Origin of the sequence: Lentzea sp. NBRC 102530 (genome assembly GCF_030269365.1) — a bacterium.
Lineage (GTDB): Bacteria > Actinomycetota > Actinomycetes > Mycobacteriales > Pseudonocardiaceae > Lentzea.
The window spans coordinates 56,630-81,041 of the sequence record NZ_BSTF01000005.1; the positions used below are offsets into that span (position 1 = coordinate 56,630).

The following is a 24,412-nucleotide window of genomic DNA, read 5'->3' on the forward strand; positions in this document are numbered from 1 at the left end:
GCTGCTTGGATGAGCCCCATGACCGCGTACGACCTCGCCCGTGCCCTGCCCGCGATCCCGGAGCTGCGCGCGCGGTGCCGTGCACTGGCCGCGCTGGACGCCGTCATGGACCCGGACGACGACTACCGCTACCACCAGTACGACGCGGACTGGGCGCCCGGCGAGGAGATGGCGTCCATGCAGGACGGTGCGGGCAACGAGTACTCGATCACGTTCACGGCCGCCGGGGCGTTCGTGCGCGGGTTCGACCACGAGTCGGAGATGAGCCCGTACGCCACCGATGACGGCGAGCCGTGGCCCGGTGTCGTCGCCTCCGTGCCCGAGGTGTTCCGCGCGTGCCTGGAGGAACCGGCGTTCTGCGACGAGGAGACGCCGCGCGTCACGGTGTGCCTGTGGCGCGAGCACGGCGACACGGAATGGCGGCACGGGGACATCACGTTCCCCGGCGACGGCAACGACGACGGGGCCGGCTGGATGTTCGCCCTGCTGACCGACGGCACGCCCGAGGCGTACCGGAAGTGGGCGCAGGAGTACTACGAGACGTCGGTCGACCTCGCCGTCGTGCGGGGCGTCTTCGCTCAGTTCGCCGGCTGACGCTCCACCGTCAGCCACCACGAGATCACGTCCTGCGCGACCTCGGTCACGGGCTGGTCGGCGAGCACCACGTAGTCCTCGATCCACGACGACGTGTACAGCGCGGTGAGCTCCTCGGCGCGTTCGACGTGCCACCGCAGGTCGGCCTCGCCGTGGTGGCGCCGAGCGAGCCGCTCGCGGAGCACCGGCAGGTCCGCCTTCAACCGGCAGACGTTGAGCTTGCCGCCGATCACCGACGCGTAACGCGCCCGGTCCTCCCGGCTCTCCAGCACGCCGGCGAGCACGATCCGCTGCACGCCCGCCGCGACGTAGTTGCGCACCACGGCTTCGAGGTTGCGCAGTTGCAGCTCGAAGTGGAACGGGTCGTCGGACGGCGGCGGCCAGCAGGCGGACAGCCAGTCGAGGTCGATCACCGCGTGCGGCACCCCGGCCCCGGCCAGCCGGTCGCCGACGGCTTCGGCGACCGTCGTCTTGCCCACCCCGACCGGGCCGGTGATCAGCAGTGCCTTCACCCCGCGACCTCGGCCAGCTCGGCGGGCGTGCCGGACATGATCACGCGGACGTGCTCGGTCACCTTCTCCACCGGCCAGTCCCACCACGCGATCCGCTCCAGCAGCGCGACCTCCTCGGGGCTGTACCGCGTCTTCAGCAGCTTCGCCGGGTTGCCGCCGACGATGCCGTACGCCGGAACGTCCGACACCACAACGGATCCGGCCGCGATGATCGCGCCGTTGCCGATGCGCACGCCCGGCATGATCAGGGCGTGGTAGCCGATCCAGACGTCGTTGCCCACCACCGTGTCACCCCGGGACGGCGCGCCCAGGGCGATGTCCAGCGTCTTCTCGCCCCAGACGCCGCCGAAGATCGTGAACGGGAACGTCGACACGCCCGCCATGCTGTGGTTGGCGCCGGACATGATGAACCGCACGCCCTCCGCCAGCGCGCAGTAACGGCCGATGACGAGCTTCTCGGTGCCGAAGTTGTAGAGGACGTTGCGGCGTTCGAACTCCTCGGCGTGAAAGGGATCGTCGTAGTAGGTGTACTCGCCGATCTCGATCTGCGGGTTCTTCACCAACGGCTTGAGCAACACCGTGCGCGCGTAGTCCGGCAACGGGTAGAGGTTGTCGGGCGAGGGAATCGTCACGGTGCTCCGATCGGCTCTTCGCTGAACTGAGTGCGGTACAGCTTGGCGTAGTGGCCCTCCTTGGCCAGCAACACTTCATGCGTGCCACGTTCGACGATTCGACCGGCGTCGACGACGAGGATCTGGTCCGCCGCGCGGATGGTCGAGAGCCGGTGCGCGATCACCAGCGACGTCCTCCCCGCCAGTGCCTCGACCAACGCCTCCTGCACCGCCGCCTCCGACCGCGAGTCCAGGTGCGCGGTGGCCTCGTCCAGGATCACCACGCGCGGCTTGGCCAGCAGCAGCCGTGCGATCGTCAGCCGTTGCCGTTCACCGCCGGAAAGACGGTAGCCGCGTTCGCCGACGACGGTGTCCAACTGATCCGGCAGCGACGACACCAGGTCCGCGAGCCGGGCCCGGCCGAGCGCGTCCCAGATCTCCTCGTCGGTGGCGGTGGGCGCGGCCAGCCGCAGGTTCGCGCCGATCGACTCGTGGAACAGGTGCCCGTCCTGCGTCACCATGCCCACGGTCTCGCGGATCGAGTCGAACGACAGGTCGCGAACGTCCACACCGGACAGCCGGACCGTGCCGGAGTCGGCGTCGTACAAGCGGGGCACCAGCGACGCGATCGTCGACTTGCCCGCACCCGACGCGCCGACCAGCGCGATCAGCGAGCCCGGCGCGGCGGTGAACGACACCCCGCCGAGCACCTCCTCGCCGCCGCGGGTGTCGAGCGAGGCGACCTCCTCCAGCGACGCGATCGACACCTTGTCCGCGGACGGGTAGGCGAACTCCACGTTCGAGAACTCGACCTCCACCGGACCGTCCGGCACGGCCACCGCGTCGGGCTTCTCCTTGATCAACGGCGGCAGGTCCAGCACCTCGAAGACCCGCTCGAACGACACCAGCGCCGTCATCACGTCCACCCGTGCGCCGGCCAACGCCGTCAACGGCGCGTACAACCGTGTCAGCAGCAGCGCCAGCGTCACGATCGTGCCCGGCGCCATCTCCCCCTGGAACACGAACCAGCCACCCAGCCCGTAGACCAACGCCAGCGCCAACGATGAGACGAGCGTCAACGCCACGAGGAACAGCCACTGCGCCACGGCCGTCCGCACGCCGATGTCCCGCACGCGCCGAGCGCGCGCTCCGAACTCCGCGCTCTCCAGCGCCGGACGGCCGAACAGCTTGATCAACGTGGCGCCGGGTGCGGAGAACCGCTCGGTCATCTGCGTCGTCATCGCCGAGTCGAGGTTCGCGGCCTCGCGGTGCATCGATGCCAAGCGCTTGCCCATCCGCCGCGCGGGGATCAGGAAGATCGGCAGCAGGATCATCGCGAGCACCGTGACCTGCCAGGACAGCGTCAGCATCACGGCCAGCGTCAGCACGAGGGCGATCACGTTCGTGACCACACCGGAGATCGTCTCGGAGAACGCCCGCTGCGCCGCGATCACGTCGTTGTTCAGCCGCGAGACCAGTGCGCCGGTGCGCGTGCGGGTGAAGAACGCGATCGGCATCCGCTGCACGTGGTCGAAGACCGCCTGCCGCAGCCGCAGGATCAGGTCCTCGCCGACCCGCGCCGACTGCCACCGCTCGGCCAGCGAGAACCCGGCCTCCAGCACCGCCACGCCGGCGATCGCCAGCGCCAGCCACACCACCAGCCCGAAGTCCTGGCCCGCGATGATCGTGTCGACCACCCGGCCGGCGAGCACCGGCGACGCCACCGCGAGCACCGCGGCGAACGAGGACGTGGCCAGAAGTCCGTACACGGCACGGCGTTGCGGACGCGCGAACCGGGCGACACGCTTCAACGTCGCCCGGCTCACCCGGCGGCTCTTCTCGTCCTGCATCGCGCTCTCGAGCGCGTACCAGGCGTTGAAGTCGATGTTCATGACGACCAGTCTCGAACCTCGACCTACAACGAGGTCAAGCCGTTTTCAGGAACTCGTCCACCTCGGCGAAGACCGCCGCACGCACTGGCGCGGGCGACAGGAACAGGTCGTGCATGCCCGCCTTGATCTCCACGACCTTGACCGAGGAGCCGATCTTCGGGCCCCACTTGCGCATGCCCTCGACGTCGAGCACGGCGTCGGCCTGGGAGACGTCCTCGCTCCACTCCTTGGCGTTCAACATGCTCCTGTCCGAGTGCAGCACCAGGACGGGCACCCGCACGTCGAGTCCCTTGTGGACCTTCTCCTGGCCCAGCAGCACGGCCCGGATCCACCCGGCGAGCACCGGGAAGCCCGCCAAAGGCTTCCACTTCAGGTCGAAGTCCCACTCGCCGTTGCGCGTGTTGTGGATCGCCGCGCCGTACGCCTCGCCGAGGTTCGCGCGGATCTTCACCTTCGGCGCGACGCCGCCGAGCACCTTCACGATCTGCCGCACGAGCGGCGGTTCGACCACGTCCAGCCACGGGCTGTTGAGCACCAACGCGTCGATGAGGTCGCTGGAGCGCCGTTCGTGCGCCCACAACGACGTGGTGAGGCCACCCGTCGAGTGCCCCATGAGCACGACACGTGAGTGCTCTTCACGGATGACCGCGATCGCCGCGTCGATCTCCTCGAAGTACACGGTGATGTCGGTCGTGTAGTTCGGCAGCTCGCCGTCGCGCATCGACCGCCCGTAACCGCGCAGGTCCACGGCGTAGAAGTCGTAGCCCTGGGCCGTGTAGTGCTCGGCCACGTGCTCCTGGAAGAAGTAGTCCGCGAAACCGTGCACGTAGAGGATCGCGCCGCGGTCGTTGGCCACCGCCCGCCTGCGGACCAGGGTCGCTGAGGCGCCGCCGCGCAGGGGGAGGACCGTGGTGTCTTCGTCGCTGCTCACCGCGCAAGTTTGCAACGGTCTGGAGCCGATTCCGTGCAGCCTTGTCCGGATCGTGTCTAACCTGGATGGTGTGACGGGGGATATTGAGCAGTCATCGAGGGTGCGGTTCCCGGGCATCAGCCCACGCGCCTATGAGCACCCTGCCGACCGAGGCGCCCTCGCGGTGCTGAGGGCGGTGCCCGCCGTGGCACCGATCCTCAAGGCGGTCGCCGGAGCCTTCACGGAACGAGGCGAGCGCCTTCTCCAGGTGGCGTCCTCCGTCCGGGTGGGCCCGAAGCAGTACCCGCAGCTCGACCGCATCCGCAACGAGGTGGCGGCGACGTTCGACCTCGCCGAGGTGCCCGAGCTCTTCGTCGAGCGCAACTCGCAGGCGTACGGCTACACCTACGGCATCGACAAGCCGTTCATCGTGATCAGCACGGGCGCGGTCGACCTGCTCGACAACGAGTCGCTGCGCTTCCTGATCGGTCACGAGATGGGCCACGCGATGTCGGGCCACGCGCTGTACAACACGCTGCTGCGCCGGCTCGTCGACCTGACCACGTCGTTCGCGTGGGTGCCCGCGGGCGCCATCGCGATGCGGGCGGTCATCGCGGCGCTGCGCGAGTGGCAGCGCAAGACCGAGCTCTCCTGCGACCGGGCGGGCCTGCTGGCCTGCCAGGACCCGCAGGCCGCGCTGCGCACGCACCTCGCGCTCGCGGGCGACCTCGGCGGTCAGGTCGACATCGCGTCGTTCCTCGCCCAGGCGAAGGAGTACGAGGAGGTCGAGGACATCCGCGACAGCCTCCTCAAGCTCCTGCACACCGAGCACCGCACGCACCCGCTGGTCGTGGTGCGGGCCGCGGAGCTGCAGCGCTGGTCGGCCAGCGAGGAGTACCGCGAGATCCTCACCGGCACGTACCCGCGCCGCGAGGACGACCGGCCCACGACCAACCTGACCGACGACATCAAGGGCGCCGCCCGGTCGTACCGGGAGTCCATGAACAACTCCGCCGACCCGCTGATCAAGACGATCAACGACATCGGCGAGTCGGTCATGGGCGCGGCCGGCAAGCTCTGGAGCAAGGTTGCTCCGAACGGCCCAGCGGAGTAGCTACCATCTGGAGTCATGAGACGACTCCTGGTGTTGGTTCTCTCCGCTTTGCTGGCCTCCACGGGCACCGCCGCCGCCGACGAGCAGGTCGTCGGCGGCGAGCGGGCGTCCATCAAAGCCAATCCGTGGGTCGTCTACCTGGTCGACGACCGGGGGCTCCAGTTCTGCGGCGGCACGATCGTCGCCCCCGCGAAGGTCCTCACCGCGGCCCACTGCGCCTTGGGCCGGGCCGCCCGCGAACTCCAGGTCGTCGCCGGCCGCGAGGACAAGCAGGACCGCCAGTCCGGCGTCGTCGCCGACGTGGCCAAGATCTGGATCCACAAGCAATACGTGTCGGCTGACCAGGGCGAGGACCTGGCCGTCCTCACGCTGAAGGACGAGCTCCCGTACACCCCGCTGCCGCTCGCCGAACTCACCGACCGGGCGCTCTACCAGCCCGGCACCGAACTGCGCGCCCTCGGCTGGGGCCGCACCGCCGAGAACGGCAAGACCTCCCGCTACCTGATGCAGGCCACCGTCCCGGTCCTGCCCGACAGCTTCTGCGTCGACACCTACCCGCAGTTCGTGAAGACCGACATGTTCTGCGCGGGCTTCGAGGGCGGCAAGGTCGACACCTGCCAGGGCGACTCCGGCGGCCCGATCGTGGCGGACGGCAAGCTCGTCGGCGTCACCTCCTGGGGCGAGGGCTGCGCGCGCAAGAACAAGCCGGGCGTCTACGTCCGCATCTCCCGCTACGCCAAGGACCTTCACCCGGTGGTGGACGCTGTGCCGCCGGCGGTTGTCGAGCCGTAGTCCACTCGGTACTCCTGGAACCATGCGACTGCCGGCGGTTCTGGTCCTGCTCGTGCTGATGGCCACTCCGGCGCACAGCACACCCAGGATCGTCGGCGGTGTGCCGGTCGACGACGTCGCCGAGGCGCCGTGGGTGGTGGCCCTGACGACAACGTCCGGCGCGCAGTTCTGCGGCGGAGCGCTGCTCGGCCCGACGCAGGTCGTCACGGCGGCGCACTGCGTGCAGGGCCGCGAACCCGCCTCGATCACGGTCGTCGGCGGCCGGCTGGACCTGCGCACGGACGTCGGCGTGACCACCGCCGGTGCGTCCTACCGGCTCGTCGACGGGTACGTGACTCCCTCCCGCGGCAAGGACATCGCCCTGCTGACGCTCGCGGAACCGTTGCCGTACCAGCCGCTCCCGGTCGCCGACCCCGGCGTGCACATGCCGGGCACGGTCGGGGTCGTGTACGGCTGGGGCAGGCAGGCGGAGCACGACACGAACAAGAGCCCGTTGCTGCACAAGGCCTTCGTCCCGATCTGGGCGGACGGCCAGTGCGCCGCGACCTACGCGCGCTACGACGCGCAGTCGATGTTCTGCGCGGGCTACCCGGACGGCGGCATCGACGCCTGCATCGACGACTCGGGCGGCCCGTACGTGGTGAACGGCCGCTTGGCGGGCATCGTCTCGTGGGGCATCGGCTGCGCCAGGCCGAACGCGCCAGGCGTCTACACGCGGGTCACGACCTACCTGACCCCGAAACCTCAGACGACCAGCCCCACTGACATCGTCAGGAACACCGCGGCGCACACCGCGTCCAGCGCGGTGGTGACCCCGGGCCGCTTCAACCGCCCGGCGACCCGGGAAGCCGCCAGCACGATCATCAACTCCCACACCGCCGCCAGCCCCAGGAACACCACGGCCAGCATGGCGAGCTGAGGCGCCGGTTCACCCGATCCGATGAACTGCGGCAGGAACGCCAGCGAGAACAGGATCATCTTCGGGTTCGTGATGTTGGTCAGGAAGCCCTGCCGGAACGGCCGCGAGCTCATGACCTCGACGGGCTCCTCGCCGGACCGCCTCAACAGCCCCCGCGTGATGGAAACCGCCAGGTAGAGCAGGTAGCCGGCGCCGATCCACCGCAGGGCCGTGAGCACCATCGGGTACCGCGCGAGCACCACGCCGAGCCCGGAGATCACCAGCCCCACCTGGACGGCGGCAGCCGTGTGGATCCCGCCCAGCGCGAGCAGCCCGGCCCGCGTCCCCGACCGCAGTGACGTGCGCAGGAGCAGGAACGCGTCCACGCCGGGGGTCACGATGACGACCGCGCACGCGATGAGGAAGGCCGGAACCTGGCCGAAGTCGAACAACACCGTACATACCCCCGTGATCTACCTCACTGGCCGTAAAATCTCCGGCCGAACGGAAAACTAGCACAAGAATCTCCGGTTTTGACGCCGTCCTAGCGCGATCGCTACCGTTGGTGACCGATCGTCCACCTGGCGCAACGAGGAGTGGTCCGTGAGGGGTAAGCGGCTTGCCGTGCTGGTAGCGGTGATCGCGCTGGTCAGCGGTGGTACGTCCGCCGATGCGATCGTCGGGGGGACACCCGCGCGGGTGGCGGACACCCCGTGGGTTGTGGCGATCACCACCACGGACGGTCAGCTGATCTGCGGTGGCGCGCTCGTCGCCGAGAACAAGGTCATGACGGCCGCGCACTGCGTCACGCTGAAGGGCGTGCTCGGCAAGAACCAGCGCCCGCCGGAGCAGCTGCGCGTCGTCGCGGGCCGCACGGACCTGCGCGACAAGGCCGAGGGTGTGGACGCGGCGGTGAGCGGCGTGTGGCGGCACCCGGACTACGTCGAGGTCACCAAGGGCGACGACGTGGCGATCCTGACGCTCGCGCGGCCGGTGCCGTACCGGACGATCGCGCTCGGCGAGGTCGGGGACGACGGCGTGGTGCTCGGCTGGGGCCGCACCGCCGAGAACGTCCCGCCCGCCCTGTCGCTGCGCAAGGTGACGGTGCCGATCCTGTCCGACTCCGAGTGCCTGCTGAAGGAACCCGACTACCGGCCGGGCGCGATGCTGTGCGCCGGGCGAGGCGGTCGGGACGCGTGCACGGGTGACTCGGGCGGGCCGCTCGTGGTGCGCGGCAGGCTCGCCGGAGTCGTGTCGTTCGGCCGGGGCTGCGCACGGCCGGACGAACCCGGTGTCTACACCCGGCTCGCGAACTACCGGCAGACGCTGGGCTTCTGATATCCACGGTGAGGTGCGAACCACACAGTTTCCCGCCACCCTGCGGCGGCAGTGGGGCCTCGACCTGAGCCCCGACCAGCTCTACGCCATCCTGCGGCTGCGGCAGGACGTCTTCGTCGTGGAGCAGAACTGCGTCTACGCCGACGTCGACGGCCGCGACCTCGAGCAGGGCACACGGCACTTCTGGCTGGAAGCGGAAGGCTCGCACGAGCCGCTCGCGTACCTGCGCCTGCTCGAGGAACCCGACGGCACGTTCCGGATCGGCCGCGTCGCGACCGCGCGCATGGCCCGCGGCCGCGGCTACAGCCGCCGGCTCATGCAGGCCGCGCTCGCGGACGTCGGCAGCACACCGTCAGTGCTCGACGCGCAGACGTACGTCGCCGACTTCTACGCGTCGTTCGGGTTCGTCGCCGAAGGCGCCGAGTTCATCGAGGACGGGATTCCACACCTGCGGATGCGGCGCTCTCCCTGATCACGCGCACCGCGCGCTCGATGTCGGCCTCGGTCAGATCGGCGCGCGCGGTGAGCCGCAGCCTGCTGATCTGGTCCGGCACCGACGGCGGCCGGAAGCAGCCGACGACGACACCGCTCATGCGGCACGTCTCCGCCCACCGCAACGCCTGCTCGGGCCCCGGTGCCCGCACGCTCACGACGGCCGCGGTCGGCGTGCTGACCTGGAAACCGGCTTCCTTGAGCCGGTTGCTCAGCTCGTGCGCCACGGTCAGCGCCCGTTCGGGACGGTCCGGCTCCTCGCGCAGGATCCTGATCGCCGCGAGGGCCGCCGCGGCGCTGCTCGGCGCGAGGCCGGTGTCGAAGATGAACGGCCGCGCGGTGTCGATCAGGTGCTTGATCACGCGTGATGGACCGAGCACCGCGCCGCCCATCGCGCCGAGCGACTTGCTCAGCGTCAGCGTGGTGATCACGTCCGGCTGCTTGATGAGGCCCGCCTCCGCGACGGCGCCGCGGCCGCCCGGTCCGACGACGCCGAGGCCGTGCGCGTCGTCGACCACCAGCGCCGCACCGGTCTCGCGGCACACGTCGTGCAGTTCGTTCAGCGGGGCGATGTCGCCGTCGACGCTGAACACCGAGTCCGTGACGACGATCGCGCGCCGCTTCCCGCGGGTCTCCAGCGCGTGCCGGACCTTGCGGACGTCGCAGTGGTCCGCGACGACGACGTCGGCCTTCGACAGCCGCGTGCCGTCGATCAGCGACGCGTGGATGTGCTGGTCCGCGACGATCGCCGTGCCGGGGCCGGACAACGCCGTGACCGCGGCCAGGTTCGCCATGTAGCCGCTGCTGAACACCAGCGCGGACTGCGAGCCGCAGAAGTTCGCGAGTTCGAACTCCAGCTCGGCGTGCAGCTCGGTCGAGCCCGTGACCAGGCGCGATCCCGTGGACCCCGCACCCCACTTCAGCGTGGCGGCCGCGGCGGCGCCGGCGACGCGCTTGTCCTTGGCGAGGCCCAGGTAGTCGTTGCTCGCGAGGTCGAGGTCCGTCGAGTCCGACGTGCGCGGCCGCAGCCGCCGGGTCAGACCGGCCTTGGCCCGCGCTTCGGAGCGGACGTCGATCCAGTCGAACGTCGCCTCACCAGGACTGGAAATCGCCTCAGTTGTGCTCACGGTCACCGCCTGAGTCTCCCATCCGGCCGCTAGCGTGCCGCTCGTGGACCTGTTCACCTTCACGCGCGCCGAACTCACCTCGCCGGTGCAGTTCCTCGGCGGCCGCTGGGTGGTGTCCGACTACGACGACGTGCGTGCCGTGCTCGCCGATCCCGTCACGTACCTGCCCGACAACGCGCTGACCGCCGTGACGCCGGTGGCTCCGGCGGCGTTGCGGTCGCTGGTCCGCGCCCGCTTCTCGCTTCCGCCGACGCTCGCGAACAACGGGTCCGATTCACACGCTGACCTGCGGCGACTCGTGGCGTCCTTCTTCACGGCCACGCGCGTTGCCGCAGCGGAGCCTCGCATCGAAGCCCTTGTTCTGGAACGCCTGGGTGGCACGGATCTCGTGCGGGACCTCGCCTGGGACCTCCCCGCGATCGTGCTGATGGACCTGCTCGGGCTGCCCAATGTCGACGTACCGACTTTGAAGCGGTGGAGCACGGGGTCGCTGGAGTTCTTCTGGGGCGACATCACCCGCGAACGCCAGCTGGAGCTGGTCGGCGACGTCGGCGACTTCCACCAGTGGCTGGTCAAGCGCTACCACGCCCGCGACGGCGGGCTGTTCTGCGCGCTGGCCGACGCCGGTGTGTCGGCGGAGGACTCCGCGGGTCTCTGCTACTTCCTGCTGATCGCCGGCCAGGAGACGACGACCCAGCTGCTGTCCACGGCGTTGCGGCGCGCGTTGCAGGACCGGGAGCTGTGGGCGCGGCTGCCCGAGCCCGGCGTCGCGGAGGCGTTCGTCGAGGACGTGCTGCGGACCGAGACACCCGTGGTGACCTGGCGGCGGCTGACCGCGCGTGAGGTCGTTCTGTCCGGTGTGCGCGTTCCGGCCGGTGCGGAGCTCGTGTTGTTGTTGAGCGGTAAGGAAACCGACCCGCGCCACCTGGCGTTCGGCTACGGCCGCCACTTCTGCCTCGGCGCGGGGCTGGCCCGGCTGGAGGTCGCCGTGACGTTGCGCACGGTGGCTCGGCACGAACCGTCGTTGCACCTGGTCGGGCCGCGGCCGGAGTGGCTGAACCTGCTGTCCTTCCGCGCCCCGAAGTCGGTGGCTGTGAGCCGCTGACCTGAGGTTTGATGCTGGGGTGATGAACCGACAGCTCTCGGGAGTCCGCAGGAAGACGTTGCTGGAGTCGCTCGGCCCGGTGCCGGACGTCGACCCCGACCGCTACGGCGACGGCGGCCCGGTGGGCGCGCTGGAGGAGCGGGTGGCCGCGTTGCTCGGCACCGAGGCGGCCTTGTTCGTGCCGACCGGGACGATGGCGCAGCAGATCGCGTTGCGCTGCTGGGCCGACCGCACCCACAACCCGATCGTCGCGATGCACCCCGCCGCGCACCCGTTGCAGCACGAGGACGAGGCGTTGACCGTGCTGTCCGGGTTGCGGCCGATCAAGGTGCGCAACGCCGACGTCGGCACGTGCCCCGAGCCGTTCGGGACGCTGCTGCTGGAGGTGCCGGACCGCGAGGCCGGATTCGTGCTGCCTTCGTGGGACGAGCTGGTGTCGGTGGTGGACCTCGCCCGCGAACGGGACGCGGTCGTGCACCTCGACGGCGCGCGGCTGTGGGAGAGCACGCACGGCCTGGGCAAGCCGTTGCCCGAGATCGCGGGGCTGTTCGACTCGGTCTACGTGTCGTTCTACAAGTCGCTGGAGGGCATCTCCGGCGCGGCGCTCGCCGGGACGCGGGACTTCGTCGAGCAGGCACGGGTCTGGCGGCACCGCTACGGCGGCATGCTGTTCCAGCAGTGGCCTGCGGCGTTGTCGGCGTTGCACGGCCTGGACACGGTCCTGCCCAAGCTCGGTTCGTACGTCGCGCACGCCAAGGTCGTCGCCGCCGCGATGGACCAGCCCGAACCGCACACGCACCAGTTCGCGCTGCACCTGCCCGGCGATCCGGCTCGGCTCAAGGAGCTGAGCGGGAAGTTCCTCGGCGGGTTCTGGCAGGACGGGCAGCTGGCCAAGACCGAGGTGACCGTGGCCGAGCCCGCGCTGGAGTGGACGGGCGACGAGGTCAGAGCGGCGTGGAAGGAGTTCCTCGCGCTGATCTAGCGACGTCGCTCAAATCGGTGGCGGCACCCCGACACGACCGTCTGAACACGAATGCACCGGCACCGTTTTGATCGACGCCACTAGCGACGTCGCTCACCTGGCTGTTGGACCCTGCCGTGCGAAATGCGACGATGCCGGGGCTGTGAGGGGAGTGCGAGGAAGCCGGTGGAACTCCGGCGCCGTCCCGCGACTGTGACCGGTTCTCCGAAGCCGGGAGTCAGGAACTCGTCCCCCTCTTCACCTCACCGCGGGCGTGGACACCCGAGGAAGGACTTCGCTGAGCATGTTCCCGTTTTCGGCTGTCGTCGGCCATGACGACCTCCGGCTCGCCCTGCTGCTGAACGCCGTGCACCCCGGCATCGGCGGCGTTCTCGTCCGAGGGGAGAAGGGGACCGCGAAGTCGACCATCGTGCGCGCGCTGGCCGCGTTGCTGCCCGAGCTCGACGTCTCGGCCGGCTGCCGGTTCGGCTGCGCGCCCGGGACCACCGACTGCCCCGACGCGCCGCACGACGGCGTGCAGCGGCGTCCGGCCCGGCTCGTCGAACTGCCCGTCGGTGCTACCGAGGACCGGCTGGTCGGATCGCTCGACCTGGAGAAGGCGCTGACCGAGGGGGTCCGCGCGTTCCAGCCCGGTCTGCTGGCCGCCGCGCACCGGGGCGTGCTGTACGTCGACGAGGTCAACCTGCTGCACGACCACCTGGTCGACCTGCTGCTCGACGCCGCCGCGATGGGCCGCGCGCACGTCGAGCGCGAGGGCGTGTCGGTGTCGCACCCGTCGCAGTTCCTGCTGGTCGGCACGATGAACCCCGAAGAGGGCGAGCTGCGGCCGCAGCTGCTCGACCGGTTCGGGCTGACCGTCGCGGTGAAGGCCGCCCGTGACGTCGCCGTGCGCACCGAGGTCATCCGCCGCCGGCTCGCCTACGAGGCCGACCCGGCCGGGTTCGCCGCCCGCTGGGCAGCGCAGGACGCCGAGCTGAAGCAGCAGATCACCGACGCGCGGTCCCGGCTGGCCGGGGTGTCCCTCCCGGACGGTGAGCTGCGCCGGATCGCCGCCGTCTGCGCGGCTTTCGAGGTCGACGGCATGCGCGCGGACCTCGTGGTCGCCCGCGCCGCCGTGGCGCACGCGGCGTGGCGCGGGGCCGGCGCGGTCGAGGAGGCCGACGTCGAGACCGCCGTCCGGCTCGCGTTGCCGCACCGGCGCCGCCGCGACCCGTTCGACGAGCCCGGCATCGAGGAGCAGCAGCTCGAGGACGCCATGAAGCAGGCCGCCGAGCACGCCGAGGAGCCCTCGGACGAGGGCCCGGACGACGACGGCCCCGGCGGTGGAGAGCTGCCCGAACCGCAGGAACGCCCCCAGGGCAACGGGAACGCGCCTCAAGACCGTCCGGCGCCGGAACCCTCACCCGCGTTCAAGGCGCGCCTGCTGGAGGTCCCCGGAGTCGGCGAAGGCGCGCCGGGCAAGCGGTCCCGCGCCCGCGCCCGCACCGGCCGGATCGTCCGCTCGTCCACAGTGGACGGCAACGGGCTGCACCTGGTCGACACGCTGGCCACCGCGGCACCGCACCAGGCCGCACGGGGACGGACCGGCCCCGGACTCCTGCTCACCGCCTCCGACCTGCGCAGGGCCGTGCGGGAGGGCAAGGAGTCGAACCTGGTCCTCTTCGTGGTCGACGCCTCCGGCTCGATGGCCGCGCAGAAGCGGATGTCGGCGGTCAGCGGCGCGGTGATCTCGCTGTTGCGCGACGCCTACCAGCGCCGCGACAAGGTGGGCGTGGTGACGTTCCGCGGCCGGTCCGCCGAGGTCGCGTTGCCCCCGACGACCTCGGTCGACGCCGCAGCGACGCGGTTGAAGAAGATGCGCACCGGGGGCCGCACCCCGTTGGCGGACGGACTGTTGAAGGCCCACCGAGTACTGGAGATCGAACGGCTGCGGGACCCGCGCAAGCGCCCCCTGGTCGTGCTGCTCACGGACGGCCGGGCCACTTCGAGCGGCCTCGGCGGCGACCCGACCAAGGACGCGCTGAAGGCCGCCGGGCTGCTGGAGCAGACCGCCGTCGTGGTCGTCGACTGCGAGCAGGGACACGTCCGCCTCGGTCTCGCCGCGAAGGTCGCCGAGGCGTTGCAGGGCACCTGCGTGCGGCTCGACCAGCTGTCCGCCGACCACCTCGCCGGCGTCGTCCGGGCCGCGTGAAGGAGAAACCCCAGTGCCCCAAGGACAACCCACCGCGGTCCCGAAGGACGGGCTGACCACCCGGCAGCGCCGCAACCGCCCGTTGCTGATGCTGCACACCGGCGAGATGAAGGGGAAGTCGACGTCGGCGTTCGGCATGGCGCTGCGCGGCTGGAACCAGGGCTGGGACATCGGCGTGTTCCAGTTCGTGAAGTCCGCCAAGTGGAAGGTGGGCGAGGAGTCCGCGTTCAAGGCGCTCGGCCGGCTGCACGACGAGACCGGCGAGGGCGGTGCCGTCGAGTGGCACAAGATGGGCGAGGGCTGGTCCTGGACCCGCAAGCAGGGCACCGAGGACGACCACGCCGAGGCCGCCCGTGAGGGCTGGGCCGAGATCGCTCGCCGCCTCGCTTCGCAACGGCACGGGTTCTACGTGCTGGACGAGTTCACCTACCCGCTGCACTGGGGGTGGATCGACGTGGACGAGGTGGTGGACGCGCTGGTCTCCCGGCCGGGCCACCAGCACGTGGTGATCACCGGGCGGTACGCGCCGCAGAAGCTGGTCGACGCGGCGGACCTCGTGGTGGAGATGACGAAGGTCAAGCACCCGATGGACGCCGGGCAGAAGGGGCAGCGGGGGATCGAGTGGTGAGCGGACCGTTCACGACCGTCTTCGCCTCCGGGCAGCGGGGTGCCCGGTGGTGAACCGCCTCGTCATCGCGGCCCCCGCCTCCGGCAGCGGCAAGACCACCGTGGCCACCGGCCTGATGGCCGCGTTGCGCCGCACCGGTTCCCGCGTCGCGCCGTTCAAGGTCGGGCCCGACTACATCGACCCCGGCTACCACTCGCTCGCCACCGGCCGTCCCGGTCGCAACCTCGACCCGGTCATGGTCGGCGAGCACCGCGTCCCGGGTCTCTTCGCGCACGGCTCGAAGGGCTGCGACATCGCCGTAGTCGAAGGCGTCATGGGCCTCTTCGACGGCCGCATCGACACCGCCGGTCTCGGCTCCACCGCGCACGTCGCGAAGCTGATCGGCGCACCCGTGCTGTTCGTCGTGGACGCGCGCGGGCAGAGCCGGTCGCTCGCGGCGTTGCTGCACGGCTTCCGCGGCTACGACCCCACGGTCCGGCTCGGCGGCGTGATCCTCAACCAGGTCGGGTCGGAACGCCACGAGCAGGTGCTGCGGTCGGCGTGCGACGAGGTGGGGCTGGACGTGCTCGGCGTGCTGCCGCGCGATCCGCAGTTCTCCCTGCCCTCACGGCACCTGGGGCTCGTGACGGCGGCCGAGCACGGTGCCGAGGCCGTGGCCGCCGTGGACGCCATCGCCGCCGCCGTGGCCAAGCACGTCGACCTCGACGGGGTGCGCCGGCTCGCGTCGGTGCCCGCGATGGCCGTCGCGGCGTGGGAGCCGCAGGTCGAGCGGGTGCCTTCGGAGCCGGTGGTGGCGGTCGCGGGCGGGGCGGCGTTCACGTTCGGGTACGCAGAGCACGTCGAGGTGCTGAAGGCGGCCGGCGCGGCCGTCGCGGTGCTCGATCCGCTGCACGACGAGGAACTGCCGGAAGGCACGGCGGGACTCGTGCTGCCGGGTGGGTTTCCCGAACAGCACGCGGAAGCGCTGTCGGCCAACGCCCCGTTGCGCGCGGCGGTCGCTCGGTTCGCTCGATCGGGTGCGCCGGTGCACGCCGAGTGCGGAGGGTTGCTGTACCTCGCGCGCTCGCTCGACGGGCACCCGATGTGCGGGGTGATCGACGCCGAGGGGTTCATGACGCCGAAGCTGACCTTGGGCTATCGGGACGCGGTGGCGTCCGCGGGGTCGCCGCTGCACGCTCCCGGCAGCCGCGTGACCGGCCACGAGTTCCACCGCACGCAGCTGTCCACACCGCACTCCGACCCGCCCGCGTGGCAGTGGCGCGGCGTCGATTCGAGGCCGGTCGCCGAGGGGTTCGCGTTCGGTGGCGTGCACGCGTCGTACCTGCACACGCACCCGGCCGGTGACCCCGAAGCGGTGGCCCGGTTCGTGCGGGCCTGCCACCCGTTCGTGGCCGGAGTGGCAGACGGTACGGTCCTCGTCTAAGCCTCTCTCCCCAAACCCCCTGTGGAGCTGTCGTGACGACGACCGGTCGGGTCTCCTTCGTCGGCGCCGGTCCCGGTGCCGCCGACCTCATCACCCTCCGCGGCGCGCGCCGCATCGCGGAAGCCGACGTCGTGATCTGGGCTCCGAGCGCCGTGGACGTGGAGTGCGTCCGCGAGCACGCGAAGGCCGAGGCCGACCTGGTCGACTTCTCGCGCGTCACGCAGGAGGAGATCACCGACCTGTACCGCCGCGCCGCCGCGTCGCGCCAGGTCGTCGTGCGCCTGCACGCGGGCGACGCCGCGACCGGCGGGGGCGTGCAGGAGCAGCACGACCTGTGCGTGCGCCTCGGCCTCGAGGTCGAGGTCGTGCCGGGCGTGTCCGTCGTCGCCGCGGCGGCCGCCAGGATCGGCCGCGAGCTCACCACGACCGAGGCGTCCTCGACCGTGCTGATCTCGCCGGAGAGCAGCGAGCGCGTCCAGGAGTTCGCCGCGCTGCAGACCACGATGGCCGCCACGGTCTCGGGCGCGCGCACCGGCCAGTTCGTGGAGAAGCTGCTGGCGGGCGGCTACACCGAGGACACCCCGGTCGTCGTCGCGTACAAGGTGAGCCAGACCGACGAGGTCGTCGTGCACACCACGGTCGGCGCGCTGGAGTCCGTGGTGAAGCAGCACAAGCTGTACCGCCCGACCCTGTTCCTCGTGGGCACGGCCGTGAAGGCCCCGACCCGCCGCGTCTCCGGCACGGCCACCGCGTCCGTCGACGAACCGCTGCGCGCCGCCCGCCCGACCCGCTGGTCGCGCCGGGCCGCCTCGCGCATCGCGACGCGCACCGACGAGCCGATCCCCGCCGCCGTGCCGGCCGTCGCTCCTGCCGCCACTCCCGCCGAGTCGAACCCGGCGTGGACGGCGGTCGAGGAAATACAGCAGTCGGTCCGCAAGCCCGCCGAGGAGCCGGCCCCCAAGCCGAAGCTGACCGTCGTGGCGGCCGAGAAGCCGAAGCCGCCGACCGTCAACGCCTCCACTTCCTCGCCGCGCAAGAGGCAGGCCCGCAAGGCCAAGCGGTCAGCTGACTGATGTCGTTCGAGAAGCTGCTGAGCGCAGCCGCCCGCCCCGCCGAGGTCGTCGACGCGGCGGACGGCCTGCGTCCGGCGCTGAACGTCTGCCGGGCCCACTCCGCCGTCGTCGTGAAACTCGCCGACGGCATCGGCCCCGCCGAGATCGGCGCGGGCCTCGCGGGCTGGCGCCGCACCCTCACCGTGCAGGACGGCGACGAGCTGGTCCCGATCGACCCGCGCGACGCCGTCACCCGGCGCTGGACCGCCCCGACCGCCGTGCTGTGCCTGGCGGACAACGAGTTCCTCCAGTCCCGCGACGGCTGGGCACTGCCCGACGACTCCTTCGCGACCAGGACCCACGTCCTCGGCGCCGAGGTCCGCGCCTTCGTGCTGGCCCGCCTCGCCCCACGCCCCGGCGTGCTGGTGTGGGACGTCCTGGCCGGCTCCGGCGCGGTGGGCGTCGAGTGCGCCCGGCTCGGTGCCGCCGTGATCGCGGTCGAACCGGACCCGGTGCAGTGCGTGCGGATCATCGCGAACGCCTCGGCGCACGGCGTCGACGTCCGGGTCGAGGAATCCGAGCTGGACGCACCCTCGCTGCCGCGGCCGGACGCGGTGTTCGTCGGGCGCGGGAACCTGAGCGCGGTCAAGGCCTCCGCCGCCGTGTCGGCGAAGCGGGTCGTGGTGGCGACGGAGAGCGTGGACGAGATCGTGCCCGCCCGGGACGCGCTGGCGGCGGCCGGGTACGAGGTCGAGGGTGTGCACTGGACGGCTTCACGCCTGCTGGACTCGGGGTTCGCGCCGGCGGTGCCGGTGACGGTGTTGTGGGGAACCAAGAAGTGAGCGGTGCGTTCGCGCGGCTCGCTCCAGCCGTTCGTTTTCAGTCGTGGGTGGCGGGTGTGAGCGGTCCGTTCGCGCGGCTCGCCCGAGCCGTTCGTTTTCAGTCGTGGGTGGCGGGTGTGAGCGGTCCGTCCGCGCCGCCTGCCTCAGCCGTCCTCTTCCAGCCGCGGGGAGCGCAGGCGTGATCGGAGTGTTCGCCGGACCGGCTCAGCGCGGTGACGCCGCCGACCTGGCAGGTCTCCTCGGCGCCGACGCCGTCGTCCCCGACGGCCCGGTCAAGCCCGCAGTCCGCAGCCTCTGGCCCCGCCTCGGCGCGGTCGTGCTGTTCCTCGACGCCGCCACCGCCGTCCGGCTGGTCGCGCCCCTCCTGCGGGACAAGCGGTCCGACCCCGCCGTGGTCTGCGTCGACCAGCACTTCGTCGTGGCGCTGGCGGGCGACGCGGACGTCTTCACGCGGCACGTCGCCGACCTGCTCAACCGCACCGCCGTGGTGACGACCGGCCCGTCCATCGACTCCATGCTGGACGAACTGGTCGAGCAGCTCGACGCCACCGCCGACGGCGACGTCGCGGCCTGCACCGCCGCCATCGAGGCCGGCGAGAAGGTCGTGCTGCGCAACCCGTTGAACTTCCCGCTGCCCGCGTTGCCACCGAACGTCGTGCCGGGCGGCGAGGACGCCACCTGGGTGGTCGTGGTGGACGACAAGGCAGGGGCGAGCAAGGAGAACGTGCTGCGGATCGTGCCGCGCACGCTCGTCGTCGGGGTGGGTTCGACGCGGGGTGCGTCGGCCACCAGCGTGGGGGCGGCACTGTCCGAACTGGACGCGACCGGTGGCCTGGACCTGAGGGCCATCAAGGCGTTCGCGACGGCCGACTCCAAGGCGGACGAACCCGGCATCGTGGACGCCGTGGAGGACTGGGGTTTCTGGCACGGCGACACCGCCGAGCTGCTGACGTTCCCGACGGAGGTGCTCGCCGAGATCGACGTGCCCAACCCGAGTTCGGTGGTGCGCAACTCGATGGGGACGGCGAGCGTCGCCGAGGCGGCCGCGATCAAGGGCGCGCAGAGCCTCGGGTACGGCGGTCCGGTCGAGCTCGCGGCCGAGAAGTTCAAGCGGGACAACGTAACCGTGGCCGCGGCACGGGTGCTGCCGCGTGGCCGGCTCGCGCTGGTCGGGCTCGGACCGGGGTCGGCGCAGGAACGGACACCGCGGGCCGAGGCGGAGATCCGGCGCGCCGCGTACGTGGTCGGGACGAAAGAGGCGACCGACGCGGTGGGCCCGCTTCTGCGGGCCGGTACGGAAATCCGGCACGAGGGCGCGTGCGATTTGGCCGCTCAGGGCGCGGCCGTCGCGTTCGTCGCATTCGGAACCGGGCCAACGCTGGACATTCCGGTCGAAGCCGACGTAATTGTTGTTCCCGGAGTATGGGAAAGCTGATGTTTTTCCTTCTTTCGTAGGGTCAGCGACGAAGTTTTCTTGATTAGCGTCGCCATGCACACGGCCCCATTCCCTGCACCAGGGGGCCCGAAGCACTGGAGACCGGCATGAGAGCCCGTCGTCTTGTCGCTGTCGCCTGCACCGCCGGCGTCGCACTGTCCCTGCTGACGATCACCGCCCAGGCCGCCGCGCCGAAGGAAGGCCTGCGCCTGCTGACCGTGCGCGACTCGCTGACGGCCACGCACACCTGGTACGAGCAGACTTTCGACGGAAAACCCGTGCTGGGCGCCTATTACGTCGAGCACGTCGACAAGGCGACCGGCGTGAAGACCGTGGACGACGGCCGCCTGCAGGTCGGCGCGGTCGACGTCACGCCCGCCATCACGGCCGAAGACGCCAAGTCCAAGACGAACGCACCCGAGGGCGCGAACCTCAAGGTGCTGCCCGGCACCGGACTCGTCTACGAGGTGATCTCCGACCACGGCAGGGGATCCGAGCGCACGCTGGTGCACGCGGAGTCCGGCGCGGTCGTCAAGACCGAGAGCCTGGTCAAGCACGCCAACGGCACCGGCAAGGTGTTCAGCCCTAACCCCGTGTCGTCGCAGCAGAACCAGAACCTGAAGGACGCCAACGACGCCGACTCGGCCGTTCCCGCCGCCGCGTACAAGTCGGTCACGCTGTCCGATCTGGACGGTTCGGGCTACCTCAAGGGCAAGTACGCGACGATCACCGGCGCCAAGGGCAAGCTCGCGTACAACAAGAGCAACCGGTTCGACTACACCCGCACCAACGACTTCTTCGAGCAGGTCAACGCCTACTGGGGCGTGACCGAGGCGCAGAAGTACATCCAGGGCCTCGGTTTCACCAACATCAACAACGAGGCCCAGAAGATCACCACGCTCGGCCTCACCGAGGACAACTCGTTCTACGACCCGAGCAAGGACCAGATCACGTTCGGCACCGGCGGTGTCGACGACGCCGAGGACGTCGAGGTCGTCTGGCACGAACTCGGCCACGCCATCCAGGACGCCCAGGTGCCGGGATTCGGCTCGTCGCTCGACGGCGGCTCGATCGGCGAGGGCTTCGGCGACTGGTGGGCGTTGATCATGTCCTCTCGCGACGCCCAGGACACGGCCACGACCCCGCTCGCGTGCATCATGGACTGGGACGCCACGGCCTACACCACCGAGACCCCGCACTGCCTGCGCCGCACCGACACGAACCTGACGGTCAGCCAGCGCCAGAACGAGGTCCACTTCGACGGCCAGATCTGGTCGCGTGCCCTGTTCGACGTCTACAAGGCGTTCGGCCGGGACAAGGCGGCGAAGATCGTGCTGGAGGCGCAGTTCTCGTACACGCCCTCGACCACGTTCGCCCAGGCCGCCGCCGCGACGGTCGCCACCGCCAAGAAGCTCTACGGCGACGCGGACGCCGCCACGGTCAAGGCCGCGTTCACGGCTCGTGGCATCGCCTGAGTCAACGGTGAAGTCGGACATGTCCGACTAATGGCGGTTCCGCCGCCGAATCTCCGACCCTGACGCTGTGTGTGCCGTGCTTCACACCCTGCACACACAGCGTCAAGGGAAGGACTGGCACCATGGCGAAAACCCTGCGTCGCCTGATCGTGTCCATCGCGGTGACCGCGTTCGCAAGCATCTTCTTCGTCGCTCCCGCAGCCAACGCGGGCGACGTGTCGCCGATGATCGTCGGCGGCACGCGGGCGAGCACCGCCACCTACCCGTGGGTCGTCTACCTGGCGTCGACCTCGGGTTCGCAGTTCTGCGGCGGCACGCTGGTGAAGGCCAACAAGGTCGTCACCGCCGCACACTGCGTCTCCGGTCGTTCCGCGTCCAGCACGCGCGTCGTGCACGGGCGTGACGACAAGCAGAGCACCGCGGGCACGGTCGCGAGCGTCACCCGCATCTGGGTGCACCCGAGCTACCGCAGCGCGACCTCCGGCTTCGACGTGGCCGTGCTGACGCTCGACCGCAACATCAGCTCGGCCACCCTGCCGCTCGCCACGCCGTCCGACACCGCGCTCTACGCGGCCGGCAACTCCGCGCTGATCCTCGGCTGGGGCACCACCTCCTCGGGTGGTTCCGCGTCGCGTTACCTGCTCAAGGCCAACGTGCCGCTGACGTCCGACGCGACCTGCCGCACGGCGTACTCCCAGTACAGCAACAGCTCCATGATCTGCGCGGGCTTCCCGCAGGGCGGCGTCGACACCTGCCAGGGCGACTCCGGTGGCCCGCTGGTCTTCGGCGGCAAGCTCATCGGTGACACCTCGTGGGGCCGCGGTTGCGCCGGCGCCGGTTACCCCGGTGTGTACGGCCGGATCGCGACCTACTACGACGTGATCACCGCTCAGCTGTAAGCAGTCATTCGTCAGTTGCGGGGTGCGTGCTCCGGCGCGCACCCTGCTCTGCATGGCTGATCTGGAACCCGTGCCCGAGGACTGGTCGAGTGCACTGGTCGTCGTCGCTCATCCCGATGACATGGAGTACGGCGGTGCGGGCGCAATCGCGCGTTGGACCGCTCAAGGCAAGAACATCACGTACCTGCTCGCGTGCCGTGGCGAGAACGGCATCGACTCGATGGACCCGGCCACCTGCGCACCGTTGCGGGTCGAGGAGCAGATCGCGTCCTGCGCCGCCGTCGGCGTCACCGAGGTCGAGTTCCTGGACCACCCGGACGGCACCATCGAGTACGGGGTCCCGTTGCGGCGCGACATCACCGCCGCCCTCCGCCGGCACCGGCCGGAGGTCGTGATCACCGGCAACTTCCGCGAGACCTGGCCCGCCGGCGGCCTGAACATGGCCGACCACATCGCCGTCGGACGCGCCGCCGTGGACGCCGTGCGGGACGCGGGCAACCGGTGGATCTTCCCGGAGCTCGGTCTGGAGAAGTGGCAGGGCGTCAAGTTCGTGCTGGCGGCATCCTCGCCGTTGTCGACGCACGGCGTGGACATCACCGACTCGTTCGACGCTTCCGTGGCCTCGCTGCGCGCGCACAAGGCGTACCTGGACGAGCTGGGCGGCGAGATGGCGAACCCGGAGCCGTTCCTCCGTTCGATGGCAGAAGCCGCGGGAAAGCGCTTCGGAGGGGTGCTGGCCACCTCTTTCGAGCTGCTGGCGCTGTGACCATGTTCCCTTCGGCTGGACACGGCGGGTCCGGTGTGGATGCTTCTACGCATGCCCTTTGAACAGCACTACCTGGCCGGCCTCGACCTCCGGGGCCGGCGCGTCCTCGTGGTGGGCGGTGGCACGGTCGCGCAGCGCCGCCTGCCCCGCCTGATCGCGTCCGGCGCCGTCGTCGAGCTCGTGTCGCCGTCCGTCACCCCCTCCGTCCAGGGCATGGTCGATGCGGGGGAGCTGACCTGGCACGAAAGGCTGTTCGAGGCCGGTGACGTCGAGGGTGCCTGGTACGTGCTGGCCTGCACGTCCGACGTCGAGGTGAACGCGCAGATCAGCGAAGAAGCACTGGCGCAGCGCGTGTTCTGCGTGCGCGCGGACATCGCCGTCGAGGGCACGGCCGTCACGCCGGCCAGCGGCATGCACGACGGCATGCTGATCGGCGTGCTGGCCGGGGGTGAGCACCGCCGGTCGGCGTCCGTGCGCGACGGGCTCGTGGCGGCGTTGCGCGACGGCCGCATCGCGGACCAGGCCGCACCGCCCGTCGGCGTGGCGCTGGTCGGTGGCGGTCCCGGCGACCCCGAGCTGATCACGGTGCAGGGCAAGCGTTTGCTGGCGCACGCGGACGTCGTGGTGGCCGACCGGCTGGCACCGCGCGAGTTGCTGGAGGAACTGCCCGCGCACGTCGAGGTCGTGGACGCGGCGAAGATCCCGTACGGGCGCGCGGCGACGCAGGAGTTCATCAACGAGACGCTGATCGACCGCGCCAAGGAGGGCAAGTTCGTCGTCCGGCTCAAGGGCGGCGACCCGTACGTCTTCGGGCGCGGCTTCGAGGAGTTGCTGGCGTGCGCGGAGGCCGGCATCCCGGTCACCGTGGTGCCGGGCGTGACGTCGGCGTTCGGTGTGCCCGCGTTGGCCGGAGTGCCGGTGACGCACCGAGGGGTGGCGCACGAGGTCGTCGTTGTCTCCGGACACGTGGCACCGGACGACCCGCGCTCGTTGGTCGACTGGTCCGCGATCGCACGCCTCAACGGCACGGTCGTGCTGATGATGGCTGTCGAACGCGCCGGTGCGTTCGCCACGGCGTTGATGGAGGGACGGCCGGGCTCGACGCCAGTCGCCGTCATCCAGGAGGGCAGCACGGCGTCCCAGCGCGTTCTGAAGTCCACTTTGGACACGCTGGGGGCCGACGTGAAGGCCCACGAGATCCGTCCGCCGGCGATCATCGTGGTCGGCCCGGTCACCGACATTGCTTCCGCAAATAGTTAGATAAGTTTCTTTACAAAAGCCGCGCAACCGGTGGACTCTGCTCTCACGCCGTCAATGTCCACCGGTTTGTGCGG

Annotated in this window: 23 protein-coding genes, 1 pseudogene and 1 riboswitch; of the genes and pseudogenes, 18 read left to right on the forward strand and 6 right to left on the reverse strand. The window is 70.7% G+C overall.

Annotated elements, in window-relative coordinates; genetic code table 11:
• Nucleotides 1–18: 18 nt before the first annotated feature.
• Nucleotides 19–594 carry a hypothetical protein gene (locus QSK25_RS14570; RefSeq protein ID WP_285638765.1) on the forward strand — a complete coding sequence of 192 codons (576 nt, stop codon included), beginning with the start codon at nucleotides 19–21 and terminating at the stop codon, nucleotides 592–594.
• On the opposite strand, the gene QSK25_RS14575 is transcribed toward QSK25_RS14570, so the two are convergent.
• From QSK25_RS14575 to QSK25_RS14590, 4 genes are read right to left on the reverse strand one after another with little or no spacing between them, the layout of a single operon-like run.
• Nucleotides 579–1,106 (reverse strand): AAA family ATPase, encoded by a 528-nt coding sequence (locus QSK25_RS14575; RefSeq protein ID WP_285638766.1) that lies wholly within the window; start codon nucleotides 1,104–1,106, stop codon nucleotides 579–581. The two genes, QSK25_RS14570 and QSK25_RS14575, sit on opposite strands and share 16 nt — an antisense overlap.
• On the reverse strand, nucleotides 1,103–1,738 hold the full coding sequence (locus tag QSK25_RS14580) for a CatB-related O-acetyltransferase (protein WP_285638767.1): 636 nt from the start codon (nucleotides 1,736–1,738) through the stop codon (nucleotides 1,103–1,105). Before QSK25_RS14580 ends, QSK25_RS14575 begins: the two co-directional genes overlap by 4 nt.
• Nucleotides 1,735–3,609: an ABC transporter ATP-binding protein gene (locus QSK25_RS14585; protein ID WP_285638768.1), complete on the reverse strand. Its 1,875-nt coding sequence runs from the start codon at nucleotides 3,607–3,609 to the stop codon at nucleotides 1,735–1,737. The genes QSK25_RS14580 and QSK25_RS14585 overlap by 4 nt, the downstream gene beginning before the upstream one ends.
• A gap of 34 nt (nucleotides 3,610–3,643) precedes the next feature.
• Nucleotides 3,644–4,540 (reverse strand): alpha/beta hydrolase, encoded by an 897-nt coding sequence (locus QSK25_RS14590; RefSeq protein ID WP_285638769.1) that lies wholly within the window; start codon nucleotides 4,538–4,540, stop codon nucleotides 3,644–3,646.
• A 70-nt stretch (nucleotides 4,541–4,610) separates the two neighbouring features.
• On the opposite strand from QSK25_RS14590, the gene QSK25_RS14595 reads away from it, so the two are divergent.
• The 3 genes and pseudogenes from QSK25_RS14595 to QSK25_RS14605 form a co-directional block, all read left to right on the forward strand.
• Complete coding sequence (locus tag QSK25_RS14595; protein WP_285638770.1) at nucleotides 4,611–5,633, forward strand: M48 family metallopeptidase; 1,023 nt, start codon at nucleotides 4,611–4,613, stop codon at nucleotides 5,631–5,633.
• Between the two features lie 15 nt (nucleotides 5,634–5,648).
• Nucleotides 5,649–6,425 (forward strand): S1 family peptidase, encoded by a 777-nt coding sequence (locus QSK25_RS14600; RefSeq protein ID WP_285638771.1) that lies wholly within the window; start codon nucleotides 5,649–5,651, stop codon nucleotides 6,423–6,425.
• Nucleotides 6,426–6,483: 58 nt separating this feature from the next.
• Nucleotides 6,484–7,146: pseudogene (locus QSK25_RS14605) on the forward strand (S1 family peptidase); the annotation flags it as partial.
• 23 nt (nucleotides 7,147–7,169) lie between these two features.
• Here the strand turns inward: QSK25_RS14605 and QSK25_RS14610 are convergent.
• Nucleotides 7,170–7,778 carry a LysE family translocator gene (locus QSK25_RS14610; protein ID WP_285638772.1) on the reverse strand — a complete coding sequence of 203 codons (609 nt, stop codon included), beginning with the start codon at nucleotides 7,776–7,778 and terminating at the stop codon, nucleotides 7,170–7,172.
• A gap of 148 nt (nucleotides 7,779–7,926) precedes the next feature.
• Here QSK25_RS14610 and QSK25_RS14615 point away from each other — a divergent pair, with 148 nt between their 5' ends.
• Nucleotides 7,927–8,661, forward strand: coding sequence for a serine protease (locus QSK25_RS14615; RefSeq protein WP_285638773.1), 735 nt, complete (start codon nucleotides 7,927–7,929; stop codon nucleotides 8,659–8,661).
• Between the two features lie 13 nt (nucleotides 8,662–8,674).
• Nucleotides 8,675–9,133: a GNAT family N-acetyltransferase gene (locus tag QSK25_RS14620; RefSeq protein WP_285638774.1), complete on the forward strand. Its 459-nt coding sequence runs from the start codon at nucleotides 8,675–8,677 to the stop codon at nucleotides 9,131–9,133.
• Here QSK25_RS14620 and QSK25_RS14625 read toward each other — a convergent pair.
• Complete coding sequence (locus QSK25_RS14625) at nucleotides 9,087–10,280, reverse strand: 8-amino-7-oxononanoate synthase (RefSeq protein WP_285638775.1); 1,194 nt, start codon at nucleotides 10,278–10,280, stop codon at nucleotides 9,087–9,089. The genes QSK25_RS14620 and QSK25_RS14625 overlap by 47 nt on opposite strands.
• 43 nt (nucleotides 10,281–10,323) lie before the next feature.
• On the opposite strand from QSK25_RS14625, the gene QSK25_RS14630 reads away from it, so the two are divergent.
• The 12 genes from QSK25_RS14630 to cobA all read left to right on the forward strand — a co-directional run bounded on the left by QSK25_RS14630 (nucleotide 10,324) and on the right by cobA (nucleotide 24,338).
• Nucleotides 10,324–11,385 (forward strand): cytochrome P450 family protein, encoded by a 1,062-nt coding sequence (locus tag QSK25_RS14630; protein ID WP_285638776.1) that lies wholly within the window; start codon nucleotides 10,324–10,326, stop codon nucleotides 11,383–11,385.
• Nucleotides 11,386–11,407: 22 nt separating this feature from the next.
• A complete protein-coding gene (locus tag QSK25_RS14635; RefSeq protein WP_285638777.1) occupies nucleotides 11,408–12,367 on the forward strand; it encodes a threonine aldolase family protein in 960 nt (319 codons plus the stop codon).
• A gap of 112 nt (nucleotides 12,368–12,479) precedes the next feature.
• Nucleotides 12,480–12,614: riboswitch (cobalamin riboswitch) on the forward strand.
• Between the two features lie 36 nt (nucleotides 12,615–12,650).
• Nucleotides 12,651–14,558: a putative cobaltochelatase gene (locus QSK25_RS14640; RefSeq protein WP_285638778.1), complete on the forward strand. Its 1,908-nt coding sequence runs from the start codon at nucleotides 12,651–12,653 to the stop codon at nucleotides 14,556–14,558.
• Nucleotides 14,559–14,571: 13 nt separating this feature from the next.
• Nucleotides 14,572–15,186, forward strand: a complete 615-nt coding sequence (gene cobO / locus QSK25_RS14645; protein ID WP_285638779.1) for a cob(I)yrinic acid a,c-diamide adenosyltransferase — start codon at nucleotides 14,572–14,574, stop codon at nucleotides 15,184–15,186.
• A gap of 49 nt (nucleotides 15,187–15,235) precedes the next feature.
• On the forward strand, nucleotides 15,236–16,609 hold the full coding sequence (locus QSK25_RS14650) for a cobyrinic acid a,c-diamide synthase CobB (protein WP_285638780.1): 1,374 nt from the start codon (nucleotides 15,236–15,238) through the stop codon (nucleotides 16,607–16,609).
• A gap of 32 nt (nucleotides 16,610–16,641) precedes the next feature.
• Nucleotides 16,642–17,682, forward strand: a complete 1,041-nt coding sequence (locus tag QSK25_RS14655) for a cobalt-precorrin-4/precorrin-4 C(11)-methyltransferase (RefSeq protein ID WP_285638781.1) — start codon at nucleotides 16,642–16,644, stop codon at nucleotides 17,680–17,682.
• Nucleotides 17,682–18,503, forward strand: coding sequence for a hypothetical protein (locus QSK25_RS14660; RefSeq protein WP_285638782.1), 822 nt, complete (start codon nucleotides 17,682–17,684; stop codon nucleotides 18,501–18,503). The genes QSK25_RS14655 and QSK25_RS14660 overlap by 1 nt, the downstream gene beginning before the upstream one ends.
• A 178-nt stretch (nucleotides 18,504–18,681) precedes the next feature.
• Nucleotides 18,682–19,938: a cobalamin biosynthesis protein gene (locus tag QSK25_RS14665; RefSeq protein WP_285638783.1), complete on the forward strand. Its 1,257-nt coding sequence runs from the start codon at nucleotides 18,682–18,684 to the stop codon at nucleotides 19,936–19,938.
• Nucleotides 19,939–20,045: 107 nt separating this feature from the next.
• Complete coding sequence (locus tag QSK25_RS14670; RefSeq protein WP_285638784.1) at nucleotides 20,046–21,413, forward strand: M36 family metallopeptidase; 1,368 nt, start codon at nucleotides 20,046–20,048, stop codon at nucleotides 21,411–21,413.
• A 122-nt stretch (nucleotides 21,414–21,535) separates the two neighbouring features.
• The gene (locus QSK25_RS14675) at nucleotides 21,536–22,312 is read left to right on the forward strand and encodes a S1 family peptidase (protein ID WP_285638785.1); all 777 of its coding nucleotides are present in this window, start codon (nucleotides 21,536–21,538) and stop codon (nucleotides 22,310–22,312) included.
• A gap of 52 nt (nucleotides 22,313–22,364) precedes the next feature.
• Complete coding sequence (locus QSK25_RS14680) at nucleotides 22,365–23,078, forward strand: PIG-L deacetylase family protein (RefSeq protein ID WP_285638786.1); 714 nt, start codon at nucleotides 22,365–22,367, stop codon at nucleotides 23,076–23,078.
• Between the two features lie 51 nt (nucleotides 23,079–23,129).
• Nucleotides 23,130–24,338, forward strand: coding sequence for a uroporphyrinogen-III C-methyltransferase (gene cobA, locus QSK25_RS14685; RefSeq protein ID WP_285638787.1), 1,209 nt, complete (start codon nucleotides 23,130–23,132; stop codon nucleotides 24,336–24,338).
• Nucleotides 24,339–24,412: the final 74 nt, after the last annotated feature.

Coding starts and splice junctions, on each gene's coding strand:
- QSK25_RS14570 (WP_285638765.1), top strand. CDS start 19: ATGACCGCGTACGACCTCGCCCGTGCCCTGCCCGCGATCCCGGAGCTG.
- QSK25_RS14585 (WP_285638768.1), bottom strand. CDS start 3,609: ATGAACATCGACTTCAACGCCTGGTACGCGCTCGAGAGCGCGATGCAG.
- QSK25_RS14600 (WP_285638771.1), top strand. CDS start 5,649: ATGAGACGACTCCTGGTGTTGGTTCTCTCCGCTTTGCTGGCCTCCACG.
- QSK25_RS14635 (WP_285638777.1), top strand. CDS start 11,408: ATGAACCGACAGCTCTCGGGAGTCCGCAGGAAGACGTTGCTGGAGTCG.
- QSK25_RS14640 (WP_285638778.1), top strand. CDS start 12,651: ATGTTCCCGTTTTCGGCTGTCGTCGGCCATGACGACCTCCGGCTCGCC.
- QSK25_RS14660 (WP_285638782.1), top strand. CDS start 17,682: ATGTCGTTCGAGAAGCTGCTGAGCGCAGCCGCCCGCCCCGCCGAGGTC.
- QSK25_RS14670 (WP_285638784.1), top strand. CDS start 20,046: ATGAGAGCCCGTCGTCTTGTCGCTGTCGCCTGCACCGCCGGCGTCGCA.
- QSK25_RS14675 (WP_285638785.1), top strand. CDS start 21,536: ATGGCGAAAACCCTGCGTCGCCTGATCGTGTCCATCGCGGTGACCGCG.
- QSK25_RS14680 (WP_285638786.1), top strand. CDS start 22,365: ATGGCTGATCTGGAACCCGTGCCCGAGGACTGGTCGAGTGCACTGGTC.
- cobA (WP_285638787.1), top strand. CDS start 23,130: ATGCCCTTTGAACAGCACTACCTGGCCGGCCTCGACCTCCGGGGCCGG.